15 protein-coding genes are annotated in these 18522 nt (G+C 70.6%); 8 read left to right on the plus strand and 7 right to left on the minus strand.

Annotation, left to right across the window (positions count from 1 at the left end):
* Positions 1 to 53: 53 nt before the first annotated feature.
* Positions 54 to 1565 (minus strand): deoxyguanosinetriphosphate triphosphohydrolase family protein, encoded by a 1512-nt coding sequence (locus OG598_RS16490; RefSeq protein WP_210781348.1) that lies wholly within the window; start codon positions 1563 to 1565, stop codon positions 54 to 56.
* Between the two features lie 171 nt (positions 1566 to 1736).
* On the opposite strand from OG598_RS16490, the gene OG598_RS16495 reads away from it, so the two are divergent.
* The 3 genes from OG598_RS16495 to OG598_RS16505 all read left to right on the plus strand — a co-directional run bounded on the left by OG598_RS16495 (position 1737) and on the right by OG598_RS16505 (position 5909).
* The gene (locus tag OG598_RS16495) at positions 1737 to 4217 is read left to right on the plus strand and encodes a Tex family protein (RefSeq protein WP_328649995.1); all 2481 of its coding nucleotides are present in this window, start codon (positions 1737 to 1739) and stop codon (positions 4215 to 4217) included.
* 321 nt (positions 4218 to 4538) lie between these two features.
* Entirely contained in the window at positions 4539 to 5423 is an 885-nt protein-coding gene (locus OG598_RS16500) for an aminoglycoside phosphotransferase family protein (protein ID WP_328655355.1), read from the plus strand.
* Between the two features lie 24 nt (positions 5424 to 5447).
* Positions 5448 to 5909, plus strand: a complete 462-nt coding sequence (locus OG598_RS16505; protein WP_328649996.1) for a hypothetical protein — start codon at positions 5448 to 5450, stop codon at positions 5907 to 5909.
* Here OG598_RS16505 and OG598_RS16510 read toward each other — a convergent pair.
* Positions 5845 to 6792, minus strand: coding sequence for a DUF389 domain-containing protein (locus OG598_RS16510; protein WP_328649997.1), 948 nt, complete (start codon positions 6790 to 6792; stop codon positions 5845 to 5847). The two genes, OG598_RS16505 and OG598_RS16510, sit on opposite strands and share 65 nt — an antisense overlap.
* 238 nt (positions 6793 to 7030) lie before the next feature.
* Between OG598_RS16510 and OG598_RS16515 the strand changes: the two genes are divergently transcribed.
* The 4 genes from OG598_RS16515 (at position 7031) to OG598_RS16530 (ending at position 11550) form a co-directional block, all read left to right on the plus strand.
* The gene (locus tag OG598_RS16515; protein WP_328649998.1) at positions 7031 to 7717 is read left to right on the plus strand and encodes a sugar transferase; all 687 of its coding nucleotides are present in this window, start codon (positions 7031 to 7033) and stop codon (positions 7715 to 7717) included.
* A gap of 22 nt (positions 7718 to 7739) precedes the next feature.
* Positions 7740 to 8888 (plus strand): DegT/DnrJ/EryC1/StrS family aminotransferase, encoded by a 1149-nt coding sequence (locus OG598_RS16520; RefSeq protein ID WP_328649999.1) that lies wholly within the window; start codon positions 7740 to 7742, stop codon positions 8886 to 8888.
* Positions 8885 to 9529: an acetyltransferase gene (locus OG598_RS16525; protein WP_328650000.1), complete on the plus strand. Its 645-nt coding sequence runs from the start codon at positions 8885 to 8887 to the stop codon at positions 9527 to 9529. Before OG598_RS16520 ends, OG598_RS16525 begins: the two co-directional genes overlap by 4 nt.
* Positions 9530 to 9675: 146 nt before the next feature.
* The gene (locus OG598_RS16530) at positions 9676 to 11550 is read left to right on the plus strand and encodes a polysaccharide biosynthesis protein (RefSeq protein ID WP_328650001.1); all 1875 of its coding nucleotides are present in this window, start codon (positions 9676 to 9678) and stop codon (positions 11548 to 11550) included.
* Between the two features lie 202 nt (positions 11551 to 11752).
* On the opposite strand, the gene wecB is transcribed toward OG598_RS16530, so the two are convergent.
* The 5 genes from wecB to OG598_RS16555 all read right to left on the minus strand — a co-directional run bounded on the left by wecB (position 11753) and on the right by OG598_RS16555 (position 17645).
* Complete coding sequence (wecB, locus tag OG598_RS16535; protein ID WP_328650002.1) at positions 11753 to 12877, minus strand: non-hydrolyzing UDP-N-acetylglucosamine 2-epimerase; 1125 nt, start codon at positions 12875 to 12877, stop codon at positions 11753 to 11755.
* Positions 12874 to 14112 (minus strand): glycosyltransferase family 4 protein, encoded by a 1239-nt coding sequence (locus OG598_RS16540; protein WP_328650003.1) that lies wholly within the window; start codon positions 14110 to 14112, stop codon positions 12874 to 12876. The genes wecB and OG598_RS16540 overlap by 4 nt, the downstream gene beginning before the upstream one ends.
* Entirely contained in the window at positions 14109 to 15236 is a 1128-nt protein-coding gene (locus tag OG598_RS16545) for a polysaccharide biosynthesis C-terminal domain-containing protein (protein ID WP_328650004.1), read from the minus strand. The genes OG598_RS16540 and OG598_RS16545 overlap by 4 nt, the downstream gene beginning before the upstream one ends.
* Entirely contained in the window at positions 15230 to 16270 is a 1041-nt protein-coding gene (locus tag OG598_RS16550) for an SDR family NAD(P)-dependent oxidoreductase (protein WP_328650005.1), read from the minus strand. Before OG598_RS16550 ends, OG598_RS16545 begins: the two co-directional genes overlap by 7 nt.
* A gap of 157 nt (positions 16271 to 16427) precedes the next feature.
* Positions 16428 to 17645 carry a glycosyltransferase family 4 protein gene (locus tag OG598_RS16555; RefSeq protein WP_328650006.1) on the minus strand — a complete coding sequence of 406 codons (1218 nt, stop codon included), beginning with the start codon at positions 17643 to 17645 and terminating at the stop codon, positions 16428 to 16430.
* A gap of 173 nt (positions 17646 to 17818) precedes the next feature.
* Here OG598_RS16555 and OG598_RS16560 point away from each other — a divergent pair, with 173 nt between their 5' ends.
* Entirely contained in the window at positions 17819 to 18508 is a 690-nt protein-coding gene (locus OG598_RS16560; protein ID WP_328650007.1) for a NeuD/PglB/VioB family sugar acetyltransferase, read from the plus strand.
* The last annotated feature ends 14 nt before the right edge of the window (positions 18509 to 18522 follow it).

An 18522-nucleotide genomic window follows, 5' to 3' on the forward strand; every position in this document is an offset into this window, starting at 1 on the left:
CGCCTGAGTCAGGCCGAGCGGGCATCGCCTGAGTCAGGCCGAGCGGGCCCGGGTCAGAGCACGAACGCGTCGGTCCAGAGCGCGCCGGACCGGCCGGAGAGCGCGTCCAGCATGGCCACCGCCTGACCGTCGGTGAGCTGCGCGACGAAGTCCACGATGGCTCGGCCCCGGGCGCGACCGATCCGGTCCGGGGTACGCGGGTGCAGCTCGGCCTCGGCCAACTCGACCAGGTCGTGCAGCCGGCGGGGCAGCCGGGACTCCTCCTCCGGGTCGAGCAGCCACTCCCAGAGCGCCTCGACCAGGGTGCCCAGCAGCCGTGCCTGGCCGCGCTGGTGCAGGGCGAGGTCCGGGCGGGCCAGCACGAACCGGTGGTGGACGAACTTGAGCACCTGCACCTCGTGCCACTGCGCGCAGCCCAGCAGCACGTGCCCGGAGCGCACCGACGGCTGTTCGGTGACAGTGATCGCCTCGACGAAGCGGGTGGACCAGCGGGCGGAGAACCGGGCCACGTACTGCTCGGCCTCGATCGAGCCGTCGAACGGCATCGCGAGCAGCCCGTCCACCAATTCCTCGCGGACGTGTTCGACGGCGGCGGCGAACGCGTCGTCGTCGGCGATCCAGGCGTCCTTGCGGTGCAGTTGCCGGCGTAGCCGCTCGATCGCCGCCCCGGGTCGCCGGGCAGCAGTGGCCAGCGCCGCGTCGGTGATCGCCCGCAGTTGCCCGCTCTCGCGCTGCCAGGCCATCAACTCCGCGGAGACCGAACCCTGCTGGAGCACCCCGACCCGGTAGAAGTCCTCCACGTCGTGGATGGCGTACGCGATGTCGTCGGCGGTGTCCATCACGGACGCCTCGACTGTCTGCTGCCAGTCCGGGATGCGACCGGCGAACGGCGCCCGGGCCTGCCGCAGGTCGTCCAGCTCGGTCCGGTACGCGCCGAACTTCGAGGATCCGCTCTCCGGGTCGTCCGGCGGTGGGGTGGCGCCGCGCGGCGGCGGGTCCATGGTGCGCGGGTGCGGGTCGGGGTGGTCCAGGCGGGTCCACGGGTACTTCAGCATGGCCGCGCGGACCGCCGCGGTCAGGTCCAACCCGGTGGTGGCCGCGCCGCGGATCTCGGTGCTGGTGACGATCCGGTACGACTGCGCGTTGCCCTCGAAACCGTCGGAGAGGCCGAGACGCTGGCGGGCCAGCCGGTCCAGCACCCGCTCCCCCAGGTGCCCGAACGGTGGGTGGCCGAGGTCGTGGGCGAGCGCCGCCGCCTCCACCACGTCGGGGTCGCAGCCGCCGAGCTTGTCCAGCAGGTCACGCCACCGTTCGTCGGCGTTCAACCGCTCGGCGACCGCCCGGGCCACCTGGGCGACCTTGAGGCTGTGGGTGAGCCGGTTGTGCACCAGCAGCCCGGAGCCGACCGGGCTGATCACCTGGGTCACACCACCGAGGCGGGCGAAGAACGGCGAGCCGACGATCCGGTCCCGGTCGGCACGGAACGGGTTGGCCGTGAGGTCGCCGAGGGCCCGGGCGCTGCCGCCGAAGAGCCGCCGGGCGCGCGGCTCCGCAGCAGATTCCATGATCGCCACGCTAGCGCAGGCCCGACGGGACCGCCGCCGGTCACCCCGGCCGGACGCCGCGGTTCGGTTCCCGGTCCCGGCCGGGCGCGGCGACAGCGCCACGGCCCGCCCGGCAGAATGCAGCCGTACCCGCTCCTTGAAGGCGGATCGAGTCGAAGGCGGATCGAGATCGTGACCCAGTCTGTTCATCAGCGGATCGCCGACGAGCTCGGCGTGGCCGAGCGTCAGGTGCGGGCGGCCGTGGAGCTGCTCGACGGCGGCGCCACAGTGCCGTTCATCGCCCGCTACCGCAAGGAGGCCACCGGCCTGCTCGACGACACCCAGCTGCGCACCCTGGAGGAGCGGCTGCGCTACCTGCGCGAGCTGGACGAGCGGCGGGCCGCGGTGCTGGAGTCGATCCGCGGCCAGGGCAAGCTGGACGAGGCCCTGGAAGCGCAGATCATGGCCGCCGACTCGAAGTCCCGGCTGGAGGACATCTACCTCCCGTACAAGCCGAAGCGGCGGACCCGGGCGCAGATCGCCCGTGAGGCCGGGTTGGCCCCGTTGGCCGAGACGCTGCTGGCCGACCCGGGTCAGGACCCCCGGGCCACCGCCGCCGGGTTCGTCGATGAGGACAAGGGCGTCGCCGACGCCGCCGCCGCGCTGGAGGGCGCCCGGGCCATCCTCATCGAGACCTTCGCGGAGGACGCCGACCTGATCGGCACGCTGCGCGAGCAGATGTGGTCGCGGGGCCGGCTGGTTTCCCGGGTACGCGAGGGTCAGGAGGCGGCCGGCGCCAAGTTCGCCGACTACTTCGACTTCTCCGAGCCGTACCCGAAGCTGCCCTCGCACCGGATCCTGGCGATGTTCCGGGGCGAGAAGGAGGGCGTGCTCGACCTGACCATGGAGTCGGAGGAGGCGGGCGAGGCGGACGCCGTACCGACCGGCCCGACCCGGTACGAGGCGGCCATCGCCGGCCGGTTCGGGGTGTCCGACGCAGGCCGCCCGGCCGACCGTTGGCTGACCGACACGGTCCGCTGGGCGTGGCGTACCCGGATCCTCATCCACCTCGGCGCGGACCTGCGGATGCGGCTGTGGCAGGCGGCCGAGGAGGAGGCCGTCCGGGTCTTCGCCACCAACCTGCGGGACCTGTTGCTCGCCGCGCCGGCCGGCACCCGGCCCACGATGGGCCTGGACCCGGGCCTGCGGACCGGCGTGAAGGTGGCAGTGGTGGACGCGACCGGCAAGGTGCTCGCCACCGACACCATCTACCCGCACGAGCCGCGCCGGCAGTGGGACGCGTCGGTGGAGACCCTCGCCCGGCTGGCCGGCGCGCACGGGGTGGAGCTGATCGCGATCGGCAACGGCACGGCCTCCCGCGAGACCGACAAGCTCGCCGGTGAGCTGATCGCCCGGCACCCGCAGCTCAACCTGACCAAGGTGATGGTCTCCGAGGCCGGCGCGTCGGTCTACTCCGCCTCCGCGTACGCCTCGCAGGAGCTGCCCGGGATGGACGTGTCGCTGCGCGGCGCGGTCTCCATCGCCCGCCGCCTCCAGGACCCCCTCGCGGAACTGGTCAAGATCGACCCGCGCTCGATCGGCGTCGGCCAGTACCAGCACGACCTGTCCGAGGTGAAGCTGTCCCGGTCGCTGGACGCGGTGGTGGAGGACTGCGTGAACGCGGTCGGCGTGGACGTCAACACCGCCTCCGCGCCGCTGCTGACCCGGGTCTCCGGGATCGGCGCCGGCCTGGCCGAGAACATCGTGCTGCACCGGGACGCCAACGGGCCGTTCCGTACGCGTACCGAACTGAAGAAGGTGGCCCGCCTCGGGCCGAAGGCGTTCGAGCAGTGCGCCGGCTTCCTGCGCATCCCCGGCGGCGACGACCCGCTGGACTCCTCCAGCGTGCACCCCGAGGCGTACCCGGTGGTGCGCCGCATCCTCTCCACCACCGGGCAGGACCTGCGCTCGGTGATCGGCAAGAGCGGCATCCTGCGCGGGCTGCGGGCCACCGACTTCGTCGACGACCGGTTCGGCCTCCCCACCGTCACCGACATCCTCGCCGAGTTGGAGAAGCCGGGCCGGGACCCCCGCCCGGAGTTCCGCACCGCCACCTTCGTCGAGGGGGTGGAGAAGATCAGCGACCTGACGACGGGGATGGTGCTGGAGGGCGTTGTCACCAACGTGGCCGCGTTCGGCGCGTTCGTCGACGTCGGGGTTCACCAGGACGGTCTGGTGCACGTCTCGGCGATGTCCCGGACCTTCGTGAAGGACCCCCGCGAGGTGGTGAAGTCCGGCGACGTGGTCAAGGTCCGGGTTCTGGACGTGGACGTACCCCGCAAGCGGATCTCGCTGACCCTGCGCCTGGACGACGAGCCCGCCGCCGGTGGTGGCGGTGGTGGTCGGACGAGCCAGGAGGGGCGTGGCGGCCCGGCGCAGCGCGCGCCGCAGGGTGGTCGCGGCGGCGGCCAAGGCGGTCGCGAAGGCCAAGCCGGTCGCGGCGGCGGCCAAGGCGGTCGCGAAGGCCAAGCCGGTCGAGGCGGACAGGACAGTCGAGGCGGGCAGGGAGGTCGCGGCGGGCAGAGTGGTCGCGGCGGGCAGCAGCGGCAGGGCGCACCGGCGCCGGCCAATGACGCGATGGCCGAAGCCCTGCGTCGCGCCGGACTGGCCTGACCCCGTTCGGCACGTCAACCCCGCCCCGTCCCGTCGATCATGGAGTTGTGGTGGGCAACAAATCGCCTGAAAAGTACCAAGCCAGGCACCACAACTTCATGATCGACGAAGCCGGTCCGCCCTCCTCCGTCGATCTTGCATTTACTGTCCCGACATAAGCCGCCATTGCGCCTATCTCGACGACCGAAAGTGCAAGATCGGCGCGGGTGCCGCACCCCGTGGCCCAGACCCGACCGGGCCAACCGCGGGCGGTGGGTGGCGCGGGTGGCCGGAAATCCGCTCGCGTGGCAGCAGCGTCGGGGTGATGATCTCGCGGTGAGGATGCACGCCGATCAGGTGGACGTGAGCGTGGACGTGGTTTCCGCGCTGGTGGCCGAGCAGTTTCCGCGGTGGCGGGGCCTGTCGGTCCGGCAGCTCCCCTCGACCGGCACTGTGAACGCCCTGTTCCGGCTCGGCCCGGACATCGTGCTGCGGTTTCCGCTGCTCCCCTCGACCGATCCCGAGTTGCGCGCCGAGCTGCGGCGCGAGCAGGAGTACGCCATGCTGCTCGGCGGGAACCTGCCGGTCGCGGTGCCCGAGCCGCTCGGCCTCGGCGAGCCGGGCGACGGATACCCCGGGCCGTGGACGGCGTACCAGTTCATTCCGGGCGAGACGGCCCAGCCCGACCGGATCGCCGACCTCGACGACTTCGCGCGGGACCTGGCCGGAGTGGTGACGGCCCTGCGCGGCATCGACACCGACGGGCGGGTCTGGTCCGGGGACGGGCGCGGCGGGCGGCTGGCCGCCGAGGACGACAGCGTGCGGGCCGCGCTCGCGGTCAGCGGCGCGCTCACCGACACCACCGCGCTCGGCGAGGTGTGGGAGCGGTGCCGGGACGCGCGCCGCGACGACCCCGCCGACGTGTGGATCCACGGGGACCTGATGCCGGGCAACCTGCTGGTCCGTGACGGCCGGCTGGCCGCCGTCATCGATCTGGGCACGGTCGGCGTGGGCGACCCCGCTGTGGACCTGATGCCGGCGTGGAACCTGTTCGACGCGGGTTCCCGGGAGACGTACCGGCGGGCGCTGGGTGTGGACGACGCGACGTGGGAGCGGGGGCGCGGCTGGGCCCTGGAGCAGGCGATCAACGCGCTGCCGTACTACGTCGAGACCAACCCGGTGATGGCCGGCATCGCCCGGCGCACGCTGCGGGCCGTGCTCGACTGAGTCGGCTCGCGTACCGTCGGCGTCGTGGGTGAGCGAGACGCCCGGGAGTGGCGGGATCAGCAACGGCAGGCGGTGCGGGCGCACGCCGACGCGGACGCGCGGCGGCGGGCCGCCGAGCACGCCGAGGCGGCGGAGCTGGTGGCCTGGTTCGTGGCCGAGGCGACCCGGCGAGGGCTGCGCACCACCCGGCTGGTCGCCCGGGGGTACGACGGGCGTGGGCGCTACCGGACCGGGCTGACCGGCTGGTACGTCGACCGGGCCGAAACCCGGGCGGTGGACGTGGCCGGCCGGTTCCACCTGCTGACCGTGCCCGGCGGTCTGCGGGCTCGGCTGTTCGGCGTCGACCCGCAGCCCAGCCCGCCGCCGTTGGTCGTCGGAGCGGGGGGCCGCGACGGTGAGTCGATCCCCCTCCGGACGCTGCTCACCCGGCTGCTGGGCGACGGGCCCGCCGGCCCAGGCTCCACCACCACGCCTGCTGCACCATGAGGGTGAGCAGGCCGGCAAGGACGATCGCGCACAGGTTGATCACGAGTTGGAGGGCCGATCCGGCGGCCTCGTCCCACACCCCATAGGCGCTGGCGACCGCCACGTTGGCCGCGGCCGGCACCGTGGTCACCGAGATCAGCACCCCGACGAGGCTGCCTGACTTCTTCGAGGTCAGCGAGAGCATGCCGGCCACCCCGGCGAGCAGGCCGACCACCCAGGACAGCGCGTCGGGCCGCCAGATGAAGTCGGTGAGCGGGCGCTCGGCGAGCAGCATCTCCTCGCTGACCAGACCGGCGGCGGTCAGCGCCCAGGTGCTCAGCACGGTCGCGAGCATGGCGGCCAGGAAGCCGACCGTGAGGGCCTGCACCGACCGCCCGATCACCCCGAGCCGGCGACGCAGCAGCGCGACGCAGAGCGCGGCGAGGGGACCGAACTCCGGACCGACGACCATCGCCCCGACGATGAGGATCGGTTGGTCCAGCAGTACACCGATGCCGGCGATCATGGTGGCGACGATGATCAGCACCAGGTAGGTGCCGGACAGTTCGGTCTGTTCGCCGGTCTTCGCCGCGATCTCGTCCCAGACCACCGCGTCGGCGCCACTGCCGGGTGCCTTCTCTGCCGCCCGGTCCGCCGCGGTGGAGATGGTCAGCTCCACGTCGTCGGCGGCGATGCCGCCGCTCGTTGCCACCCCGATGCGTTGCAGGCCGTCCAGGACGCGGTCGGCGCTCTCCCGGACCACGTCGCACTGGATGAGGTCGCCCTTCGGTTGTCGGGCGACGCCGGGCAGCACCACCAGGTGGGTCACCCCGGGCTCGGCGGCCAGCAGGTCGGCGACCGCCGGCGACTGGTTTGGCGGAGCAATCACCCTCAGATGCAGCACGGTCTCCCCTTCACCCGACCGGTCTGTTCCCATCGCCCGGCCGGCGGTCGCGACTCTACCGTCCGGCCTCGAACCGGACCGACCGCAGAGGTCACGTGGTCAGGCCGTTTCCCTCGACGGCGTTTCGGGGTTGATCGGGGCGAAGCAGCATGAGTGTCGCCATTTGGAGCTACTGACCGACTTGTGCTGGTACAACCCTTACACGGTCTTTCTGTCGTTTCTCCCGGAGGTCGGATCGGTGCCAGTGCCTGGTGGTCTCGCGAACGCCCCCGAACACCCCTTGCCGCTGTCCCGACCCGCAGCGGGTAAGCGCGTCTTCGACGCGATCCTCGCGGGCGTACTGCTGGTGCTGGTCACACCCCTACTGCTGGTGGTGGCGGTCCTGGTCATGGCGGGCCTCGGCCGCCCGGTGCTGTTCCGTCAGTGCCGGGCCGGACTGCACGGCCAGCCCTTCGAGGTGGTCAAGTTCCGCACGATGCGACCGCCCCGGCACGGCTTGGTGAGCGACGGCGATCGACTCACGCCACTGGGGCGCTGGCTGCGCGCCACCAGCCTGGACGAGCTGCCCACGCTCTGGAACGTGCTACGCGGTGACATGAGCCTGGTGGGCCCCCGCCCGTTGCTGCCGGAGTACCTCGATCGCTACACCGCCAGCCAGGCTCGGCGGCATGAGGTACGACCCGGTGTCACCGGACTGGCCCAGGTCCGCGGGCGTAACAGTCTGAACTGGGAGGAGAAGCTGGATCTCGACGTGCAATACGTGGACAGCCGCAACCTCCGACTTGACCTGTCGATCCTGGTCGCGACCGTGCGCACCGTACTGCGCCGCGAGGGCATCAACGCGGCCGAGGCCGCGACCATGCCGGAGTTCCTCGGCACGCACCGGCGTCCGGCGCCCTCGCAGCGGGACCGGACACCGGCATGACGATTCCCCAGGGAGCCGGCCGATGAGCCAGACCATCCACCTGTCCCCGCCCGACGTCGGACCACTTGAGGAGTCCTACCTGGTCGCGGCCCTGCGTTCGGGCTGGGTGGCGCCGGCAGGCCCGGACCTTGAGGCGTTCGAACAGGACATCGCCGAGCGTGTCGGCACCGGCGGAGCCGTCGCGGTCAGTTCCGGCACCGCCGCCCTGCACCTGGCACTGCTTGGTGTCGGAGTCGGACCGGGTGACGTGGTGATCGTGCCCACGCTCACCTTCGTGGCGACCGCGAACGCGGTCCGGTACACCGGCGCGCGTCCGGTCTTCGTCGACTGCGACCCCAGGAGCGGAAACGTCGACGTCGGCCTCACCGCTGACCTGTTGCGCCGACTGCTGTCGGGTGGCGAGCGGGTGGGGGCGATCGTTCCGGTGGACATGTTCGGCAGCTGCGCCGACTACCGCACCCTGGTCCCGGTCTGCGCCGAGGCCGACGTCCCCTTGGTGGAAGACGCCGCAGAGGCCCTCGGGGCCAGCCACCGGGGACAGCCCGCCGGCTCCTTCGGGCACGCCGGGGTGCTCTCGTTCAACGGCAACAAGATCATGACCACGTCCGGTGGCGGAATGCTGGTGTCCGACGACCCGGCGCTCCTCGATCGCGCTCGCCACCTCTCCACCCAGGCCCGAGAGCCGGCGCGGCACTACGAGCACCGTGAGACTGGTTACAACTACCGACTCAGCAATCTCCTCGCGGCGCTCGGCCGGGCCCAGTTGCTTCGGCTCGACGGAATGATCGCGCGACGCCGCCAGCTGCGTGACCAGTACGCCAAGCTCTTCGCCCCGGTGCCGGGAGTCCAACTGCTCGGCGCCGAAGACACCGAGTCGAACTGCTGGCTCACCGTCATCACCGTCGAGCAGGAGCGGTGTGGTTGGCGGGCCGACGACTTGGCGGCCCACCTGGCCGAACGGGACATCGAGACCCGGCCGGTGTGGAAACCGATGCATCTGCAGCCCATGCACGCCGGCGCGGAGAGCCTGCTCACCGGCGCGTCGGAGCGGCTCTTCACCAACGGGCTCACCCTGCCGAGCGGGAGTGCCCTGACCGAGCCGCAGATCGCCAGGGTGTTCGGCGCGATCGACGAGTTTCTGGGCGTCCGCTCGGGAGGGTCCACGGCGTGAAGACCGAACTGGTGGTGGTCGGCTGCGGCGGGCACGGCCGGGAAGTGCTCACCATCGCCCGAGCGGTGAACGAGGCCGCTGGGCGGCCGATCTGGCAACTGCTGGGCGTCGTCGACGACCGGCCCACCGAGGAAAACCTCAAGCGGTTGCAGCGACTCGACGTGCCGTACCTCGGGGACGTGGCCTGGCTGCGGGATGCGCCCGCGACCACCCGGTACCTCATCGGGGTCGGCGATCCGCAGGTCCGCCGCGCCATCGGCGGCCGGATCGACGGGTACGACATTTCCGCCGCGAGCCTCGTCCACCCGGACGCCACCATCGGGCCGGACACCGAGTACGGGCCGGGGTTCGTCGCTTTTGCCGGAGCCCGCGTCACCACGAACGTCACCCTCGGGCGGCACGTGCATCTCAACCAGAACGCCACCGTCGGCCATGACAGCAGACTTGCCGACTACGTCTCGGTCAACCCGCTCGCCGCGGTGTCCGGTGACTGCCACCTGGCCACCGGCGTACTGGTCGGGACCACCGCCGCAGTGCTGCAGGGCCTTCGCATCGGGCGGGACAGCACGGTCGGGGCCGGTGCCTGTGTCGTCCGGGACGTACCCGATCAGGTGACGGTCAAGGGCGTTCCGGCCCGCTGAGGGTCGCTGGACAGACAGGATATTCGTTTCGTCTTGTCGGAAAACGCCCAGGTATGCCTCTAAGCATGTAACAAGGACAAAGAGCCCCGAGGCTCCTTCTGCCGCGCGGGCGGAAGCAGTCGTGCGACGAAACAGGGAGCCAACTGATGCCGCAGGACACCGAGAACACACAAGACTCCGACCGGCAGGCGCGGCGAGCCAGGGCTCGCCGGCGCACCGTCCGATTCCTGGCCACCGACACCACCGCGTGGGTCGGTGGGTTCGTCGCGGCAGTGTGGACCCGGTTCGAGTTTCAGTTCCCCCCGGGCCAACTGTCCCGGGCGGCGGCGATCGGACTGGTCGCGGCGGTCGTGCACGTGGCGGCGGCAGCGCTGAGGCGGCTCTACTCCGGACGACACCCGCTGGGCAGCCTTCAGGAGGTCCAGGGCGTCGCCGGCACCACCATCACCACCGCCGGCATCATGCTGCTCGGGCTGTTGCCGACCACCGATCGGCCGGTTCCGGCGAGCACCCCTCTGGTCGGGGGCGCGCTCGCCCTGCTGTTCATGCTCGGCGCCCGGTTCGCGTACCGGCACCGGCGGGACCTCGCGATGAGGCCAGACGTCCGATCGTCCACGCCGGTGCTGCTGTTCGGAATGGGTGACGCCGGGCAGGGGCTGCTCCGCGCCATGCTCGGCGATCCACGCGGTCGGTACCTGCCGGTGGGCGCGCTGGACGACGACCCGGACAAGCGTGACCTGCGCATCGGCGGCGTACGCGTGCTCGGCGGCCGGCACGACGTCGCCGCCTCCGTCCGGCTCACCGGTGCCAGCACCGTGATCTTCTCGGTGGCCAACGCGGACGCCGCCCTGATCCGTCAGATCCGCGAGGCCACCCTCGAAGCCGGCGCGGTCTTCAAGGTGCTGCCCCCGGTGCGGGACCTGGTCGACCACCGGATCACCGTCACCGACGTCAGGGACGTGCAGGTCAGCGACCTGCTCGGCCGCCGGCAGGTGGTCGGTGACCTACCGCTGAGCACCAACAGCCTTACCGGACGACGGATCCTGGTCACCGGCGCCGGCGGTTCGATCGGCTCGGAGCTCTGCCGTCAGGTGATGAAGGCCAACCCGGGTGAGCTGATGATGCTGGACCGGGACGAGTCGGCTCTGCACAGCCTTCAGATGTCGCTCGCCGGACGGGCCATGCTGGACGGGCCCGAGCTGATCCTCGCCGACCTACGCGACGACGAGGGCATCCGACGGATCATCCGGGAACGCCGTCCGGAGATCATCTTTCATGCGGCGGCGCTCAAGCACCTGACGCTGCTTCAGCGGCACCCGGGCGAAGCGATCAAGACCAACGTCTGGGGCACGCTCTCCGTGCTGGACGCCTGCCAGGACGTGGCCAAGTTCGTCAACATCTCGACCGACAAGGCGGCCGATCCGATCAGCGTCCTCGGCTACTCGAAGCGAATCACGGAGCGGTTGACCGCGCACGCCGCGTCCCGCTTCCCGGGGACGTTCCTGAGCGTCCGGTTCGGCAACGTGCTGAGCAGCCGCGGTTCGGTGGTGACAGCCTTCCAACGGCAGATCGAGACGGGGACGCCGCTGACCGTCACCCACCCCGACGTCAGCCGCTATCTGATGACCGTCCAAGAGGCCGTCCACCTGGTGCTTCAGGCCGCCGAGATCGGCCGGGACGGGGAGGCGTTGGTGCTCGACATGGGCGACCCGGTCCGGATCGTCGACCTGGCGCGTCAGATGGCCGAGCATGCCTCCAGCTCCGTGCCCATTGTCTACACCGGCCTGCGCCCAGGCGAGAAGCTGCACGAGGACCTGCTCGGGACCGGTGAGGTCGACACCCGACCGTTCCATCCCCTGGTGTCCCACGTGGCCGTGCCGGCGCTCGACCCGATCGAGGTGAGCGGGCTCGACCCGTACGACGACGCAGCGAAGATCGTCGAGCATCTCGCGCTGCTCTGCGTGCAGCCGGTCGGTCCGGTGGTGAAGGGCCCACGGGGGGTACCCCTGCAGTCGCACTGACGTGATCGGCCCCGCCGCTGCGGCGGCGATGCACGGGGTGACGCCGGGCGGCGTCACCCCCTTTCCGTGCGCGGGGAGGGCACCCCGGCTGCCGGGTCACGGCACTCCGCGCTGCCGGACCAGAAGCACAGTGAGGACCACGCGCACGGCGACCAGGGCTGACGACCACAGGTTCGTGGTCGCCAGCCCTGGTGCCCGATTGTCAGCGGCGGATGCCCGCCCAGTCGTGGTGCCGGCGGACGGTGGAGAGGATGAAGTCGACCACCCGCCGGGAGGTGTCCGGCACCTGGTAGTCGACCGGGCAGGGCACCCCCTGGGCGGCGACCTGGGCCACCGTCACCTCGACCGCCTCGACCACGCCCTGCGGGTCGAGGCCGGTCATGATGATGCCGCCGGCGTCGAGCGCCTCCGGACGTTCGATGGACTCGCGCAGCGTCACAGCGGGGAAGCCGAGGATGGCCGCCTCCTCGCTGATCGTCCCACTGTCCGACAGGGTGCAGTACGCCTTGGTCTGCAGGTGCACGTAGTCGAGCAGGCCGAACGGCTCATGGAAGGCGATGCCGTCCAGGGCGGTGGCGTCCGGGGCCAGCGCCTCCAGCCGTTTACGGGTGCGCGGATGGGTGGAGACCAACACCGGGAGGCCCCACCTGTCCCGCACCGCGACAAGACAGTCCAGCAGCCGACGAAGCCGGTCGGGACGGTCGACGTTCTCCTCGCGGTGGGCGCTGACCAGGAAGTACCCGCCTCGATCGAGCTCCAGCCGCCGCAGGATGGTCGAGCTGGCGATCGGCGCCCGATAGTGCTCCAGCACCTCCCGCATCGGCGAGCCGGTGTGCAGGATCCGCCGCGGGTGCAGGCCCTCGGCGAGCAGGTTACGCCGGGCGTGTTCGGTGTAGACGAGGTTGAAGTCGGCCACGTGGTCGACCAGCCGCCGGTTGGTCTCCTCCGGCACGTTCAGATCGAAGCACCGGTTGCCGGCCTCCATGTGGTAGACCGGCACCTGCATCCGTCGCGCCATCAGCGCGGCGATGCAGCTGTTCGTGTCGCCCAGCACCAGCAGCGCATCCGGCCGCAGCTCGGCGATCGCCTGTTCCATGCCGATCAGAACGCCACCGAGTACGCGACCGAGCGAGGAGGTGTCGACCTCCAGGAACCGGTCCGGCTGGCGCAGTCGCAGCTCGGTGAAGAACACGTCGGACAGGGTCGGGTCCCAGTTCTGCCCCGTGTGAATCAGTGTGTGGTCGACAGTGCTGTCCAGTCTGGTCAGCACCCGGGACAGTCGAATGATCTCCGGCCGGGTGCCGACCACCGTCATGATGCGGGTCATGCCCGTCCTCTCTGCGCTGCCACCTTGGACAGGATGTCTTCGAACTGATCGACGCCTACGCGCAGGGACATCCGATCGCGGTACACCTGGCGGGCCCGGTCCGCCATGGCCTGCCGCGTGGCGGCCGGCTGGTCGGACGCTTCCACGAACCTTTCGGCGAGCGCCCGCCAGTCCCCTGGCGGGCAGACGAGACCGACCCCGGCCGACCGGACAAGGGCCCCGGTGTCGCCGCCCGCAGCGGCGATCACCGGAACACCGCAGGCCAACGCGGCCTGCAGCTTCGACGGGACGGCGGCGCGCAGAGCAGGTACGTCGCGCAGGCACACAAGTTGCCAGTGCGCTGCCGCGTACAGCTCCGCCATCTGTTCGGGCGGACGCCGACCGATGAACCGCACGTTGTCGGCGCCCAGGTCGGCGGCCAGTCGACGGGCGCCGTCCTCACCGGCGCCGGAGCCGACCAGCACCAGGTCCATCCGGTCACTCGCGGCGGCCGCCGCCCGGATGGCCGTCTCGATGCCCTGCAGGAGCCCGAGGTTGCCCGCGAACATCACTGTGCAGCGCTGGCGGTGACCGAGCACCGCACGGGCCTCGTCGGTGACCGGCACCGGCCGGAACAGCGCGTCGTCAGTCCAGTTCCAGACCACCCGCACCCGGTCCGGGTCGGCGCCGCCGGCCACCACCCGCTCGGCCATCGTCGGCGAAATCACCACGATGGCATCGGCCAGCCGGTACGTCCCGCGCATCAGCGCGCCGATGGACCGCTCCAGCCATCGCCCGGCCCGGCCGGTCGGCGCCATCCCGGACTGCGTCACCGACTCGGGCCACAGATCCTGCACGTGCAGCACGATCGGTGTTCGGCGGGCCACACGCTGCAGGGCCGCAGCGGCGATGGCCGTGGGCGGCGGGTGGTAGACGTACGTGACGTCGACGTCAGCGAGCCACCGCGCCCCGGCCACCGCGCTGGTGGCACCGAAGGAGAGGTGGCTCAGGGCGCGCCGGACGGTGGAGGTGTCGTGGCTGGGATAGGCGGGCACCCGCCGGACCATCACCGGCCCCTCAGTTTCCCGATGCCGCCAGCGCTGTCGCCAGCCAGGAAAGACCCGGCCGTACGGATAGCTCGGGAATGTGGTGAGGACCTTGACCTCGTGGCCACGGCCGGCCAATTGGTGCGCCAGGTTACCCGGTATGAAGACGCCCTCCGGCGGATACCACTGGCTGATCAGGCCAATCTTCACGCCCCGACCGCCACCGGCGCCGGTCGGGCCGTCGCCACCGCCTCAGGCCAGGTATCCGGTCGGTCCGGGTCGAAGATCTCGTTGGTCCAGAACATCGTCACCAACTCGTCCGACCCGGTGTTCACCAACTTGTGTGCCCACATCGTCGGCATGTCCACGAGCACCGGCTCGTCGCCGCTCACCGGGAAGCGCAGGACTTCGGTGTCGCCCACCCGCCGCAGGCTGATCTCGGCAGAGCCGCGCAGCACCACGAACCGCTCCACCTTGGCCAGGTGGAAGTGTTCGCCGCGGGTGATCCCGGGCAGCGTGGTGGAGCAGAAGGTCTGGCCGGCACCACCGTGCGCCTTGACCGTCTCGACCAGCTCACCCCGGGCATCCGCGCGGCGGGGCAGCGCCAAGGGGTAGTGCGCGGGAAAACAGTGCGACCGGTACGTGTTGAAGAGCCGCACATCATGTCGCTTCAGCAGGTGCGGGATGTCCCCTGTCCGGTACGTCGCGGCGATCTCGGTGAGCCGGTGGGCCAGCCCCTGAACTCCGATGCGCAGCGGCGGCATGGCCGGATCCCATGAACCGCCGGCCGGCACACCGATGAGCCGGGCGGCCGCGTCGGTGACGTGCACGAGGCTCAACTCACGGTCGGCATGCACCTCCGGCCGGCCACCCTCCGCGAGCACTCGACAGAACGTCGCCACAGCGGAGTTGTAGTACGGGCGTCCGTGCTCGCCGTAGAGGTTGGGCAGCGACACGTCATCGAGGTCGACGCCGGTATCCGCCAGCACCTGCGCCGCAGTGGCCTTGGCGTCGCCGTACGCAGTGCCGTTGCCGGCCTGCACCGAATTGGCGTAGACAACCCGCGTCGCCGGGTTCGCGCAGTGCTTGAGTCCCTCCGCGAGCTGCGCGGCGAGCAGGACGTTCCCGGCAGCGACGTCGGCCGGCTCACCCCGGTTCACGCCGGCCAGGTGCAGCACCCGGTCGACTCCGTCCACCTTCGCCGCGACCAGGTCGGGATCGGCGAGTTCGCCCCGGGTCACCACTACCGGTTCCGGCCAGCCCAGAGCGCGCAGCAGCACCCGGACGTGCCAGCCGAGGAAGCCGCCGGCGCCGGTGACGGCGAGCCTCAGCACGCCAGCACCGGATCCCGCAGCGCCAGCTCTGCGCGCACCTCGGGCAGCGTCTTCAGCAGTTCGATGATCTCGGGTACGCCGAGCTGTGGCGCGTTCGACGAGTTGAAGTCCTCGGTCCGCCCGTCGCCGAGACCGCCTTCGGAGACGTAGAGCGCGTAGTTGAGGTCACGGCCGTCGAGCGGCACCCGAAGGAAGTCGCCGAAGTCCTCGGCATGAGCGAGTTCATCCCCGCTGGCCAGCGTCTCAGCCTGTTTCTCCCCGTGCCGTACGCCGATCACGTCGAGCTTGGAGGGCACGTCGAAGAGTTGACAGAGCGCCTCAGCCAGGTCGCCGACGGTGCAGGCGGCGGCCTTGCGGATGAAGATATCGCCGGGCCGGGCGTGCCGGAAGGCGTGCTCCACCAGCTCCACCGAGTCGGCCAGCGACATCAGGAAGCGGGTCATCCCCGGGGCGGTCACGGTAGGTGCCCGGCCCGCCTTGATCTGCTCGATGAAGAGCGGAATCACCGAGCCACGGGAGTACATGACGTTGCCGTACCGGACGCAGGAGACCGTGGTGGCGCTGTTCGGGTTGTTCCGAGCGTGTGCCTGGGCGACCTTCTCCATCATCGCCTTGCTCATCCCCATCGCGTTGACCGGGTACACAGCCTTGTCGGTGCTGAGCACCACGACCGAGCCGACGCCATTGCGCTCGGCAGCCTCGACGACATTGTTGCTGCCCAACACGTTCGTCCGGACCGCCTCGAGCGGGAAGAACTCGCACGAGGGCACCTGCTTGAGGGCGGCCGCGTGAAAGATGTAGTCGATGCCCCGGCTGGCCTTGAGCACCGAGTCGTAGTCCCGCACGTCTCCGACGTAGTAGCGGGCCCGCTCGTCGCCGAGCAGCCGACGCATGGCGTCCTGCTTGGCCTCGTCCCGGCTGAGCACCCGGACCTCGTCAACTCCACGGTCGAGGAGGCGGCGCACCATCGTCTGCCCGAAGGAACCCGTACCGCCGGTGATGAGCACGCGGCGTCCGGCTACTGGGTGGGTCACAGAAGCTCCTCTTCGTCCCTCGGTTCGGGCGCGGCCGGGGATGGTCGGACGGTTACATATCAGCAACGAGCGAGGGATTGGACAGACACGCCAGAAAGGAGCAAAAGGGATCGCTTACCGAGGCACACGCTGGCGGTCGGCTCGGGCGATCCGCATGTCAGCGTTTACCGACAGTTCCGCTCATCAGGTCCAGGATGTTCACCCCGGCCAGCCCGGCACGCCATCGCCGGTAGGCGTCGGCCGCCGCCAACCTGGCGACTCGGCGCTGTTCGGGGGTGCGGCCGGCCCACCGCTCGATCTCAGCCGCCCAGGCACCGGCCGTGAGCTCCGGCACCACCGCACCTCCGCCGTCGTACAGGACTGAGTTCCACGGTGTCCGGTCGGAGCAGAGCACCGGACAGGAGCCAGCGAGACTCTCCGCGATGACGTGACCAAAGTTCTCGCCCAGGGTCGGCATCACCAACGCATCGTGATCCGCCAACACATTCACCACGGATGAGGGTGCGACGCTCCCGTGGTATTCCGCCCGGATGTTGGACGGGAGCGCGGCCAGCAACGACTCGCAACGGCGCCAGTAGGCGACGTCCTCCACCGGGCCGTACACGTCCAGGACCACCGGTCGCCGCACGAGTGCCACGGCCTCCAACGCAAGGGCCAGGTTCTTCATCGGGGCAATCCGTCCCACGAACACCAACCGCAGCGGTCCCGGTGCGACAGGTTGGTCAGGGACCGACGCGGGTTCGGGCGGCAGCGCGGTCTGATTCGCGTTGATGTGGACAGCCGCCCAGGGGAACATTCGGCGGACGTCGGCCGCCTCCCTCTCCGTGGAGGCGTGGAACTCGACGCGAAGGCTATGGAGCACCCGTCGCCAGGCTCGGACGAACAGGCGTTTACGACCAGACTTCAGCGACAGCGCGCCGGGCGAGCACTCGCCGCGCGGCGCGACCATCACCCGTTCCGCCCCTAGCAGGCCGAGCCGGACAGCGATGATCGGCACAAGGGACATCGACGCCCACAGGCTGTTGACGTAGAGCAGATCAAAGCGCATCGCACGCAATTCCCGCCACAGGCGGTACCACTGCCGTGGCTGCCGTCGTGACAGGTAGAACACTCTGGCCCGGCCGCGACCCACCCAACGACCGGACATCCCCGGATACGCCTCGGTCGCGCCCAGATCACGATCCCGGGTAATCAGGACCGGGGCGACACCTGGCGATGCGGCGTCCAGGATGTGCGCCACGGACCGGACCGGGCCACCACCGCGGAAACCGGGCTCGAAGAAGGTGGAGGTCACCAACACCCGGAACGGTGCCGTTTGCGTGGAGTTCGGCAGGCCGTCAGGAGCCGACTGTGGAATCAGGCGGTTCTCCGGCACTAGGGGACCTCCGCATCCGGCGCTTCGATGAACGATTCTGCCAACGAACGTCCGCGCGCACGGTTACCGATTTCGCGAGTATTGACGGCTGAGAGATTCGTCTCTCGCCGCCACCCGTCCCGCAAAAACGTGAAAGCGGTGTGGCGATATCCTGCCGCCGGTATAACGGTGCCATGACCACCGCCGAGGTCGCTCGCGTTCCCGCCCCCGATCGACTCTCGTCTGTTTCTTCACTGGTCGTACTAGGCACGTCGGGGCACGCCCGGGAGATCGCCTGGATCGGGGAGCAGGCCGGGCGTCGGCTGCTCGGCTGCGTCGGTCCACGTCGGACCGAAGAGGTGACCCGGTTCCCGGTCCCCTGGCTGGGCGAGGACGACTGGCTGGACACTGCCGACCCGTCGGTGCGCTATCTCATCGGCGTCGGCGACGGTGGCGTACGGGCTCGTATCGATCGGCTGGCCAGCCGCAACGGTCGCCGTGCCGGGTCGTTGGTCTCTCCGGCAGCGACCGTCGGTGCCCGATGCACGCTGGGCGACGGCAGCATCTTGTGGCCCGGCGCGATCCTCACCACCGACGTTCGAATCGGGCGGCACGTACACATCGGCACAGGTGCGTCGGTGAGTCACGACGCCGAGATCGGTGACTTCGCCACGCTGCTGCCCGGGTGTCGGGTGGCTGGCGACAGCCGGGTCGGCCAAGGCGCGACCATCGCTGCGGGCGCCACCGTCGTCGACAACATTTCCGTTGGACGGAACGCGGTGGTGGGCGCCGGCGCAGTGGTTGTCCGTGATGTTCCGGAGAACGTCGTGGTAGTGGGCGTTCCCGCACGGATTATGCGATTGAACCACCCAGCAGTGCACTGATCGAAGGTTATTTC

The organism is Micromonospora sp. NBC_00330 (genome assembly GCF_036136635.1).
Classification (GTDB): Bacteria; Actinomycetota; Actinomycetes; order Mycobacteriales; family Micromonosporaceae; genus Micromonospora; species Micromonospora salmantinae.

Excerpts from the sequence above, each read along its gene's own strand:
- OG598_RS16490 (WP_210781348.1), bottom strand. The coding sequence starts at position 1,565 with ATGGAATCTGCTGCGGAGCCGCGCGCCCGGCGGCTCTTCGGCGGCAGC.
- OG598_RS16530 (WP_328650001.1), top strand. The coding sequence starts at position 9,676 with ATGCCGCAGGACACCGAGAACACACAAGACTCCGACCGGCAGGCGCGG.
- wecB (WP_328650002.1), bottom strand. The coding sequence starts at position 12,877 with ATGACCCGCATCATGACGGTGGTCGGCACCCGGCCGGAGATCATTCGA.
- OG598_RS16560 (WP_328650007.1), top strand. The coding sequence starts at position 17,819 with ATGACCACCGCCGAGGTCGCTCGCGTTCCCGCCCCCGATCGACTCTCG.
- OG598_RS16500 (WP_328655355.1), top strand. The coding sequence starts at position 4,539 with ATGCACGCCGATCAGGTGGACGTGAGCGTGGACGTGGTTTCCGCGCTG.
- OG598_RS16520 (WP_328649999.1), top strand. The coding sequence starts at position 7,740 with ATGAGCCAGACCATCCACCTGTCCCCGCCCGACGTCGGACCACTTGAG.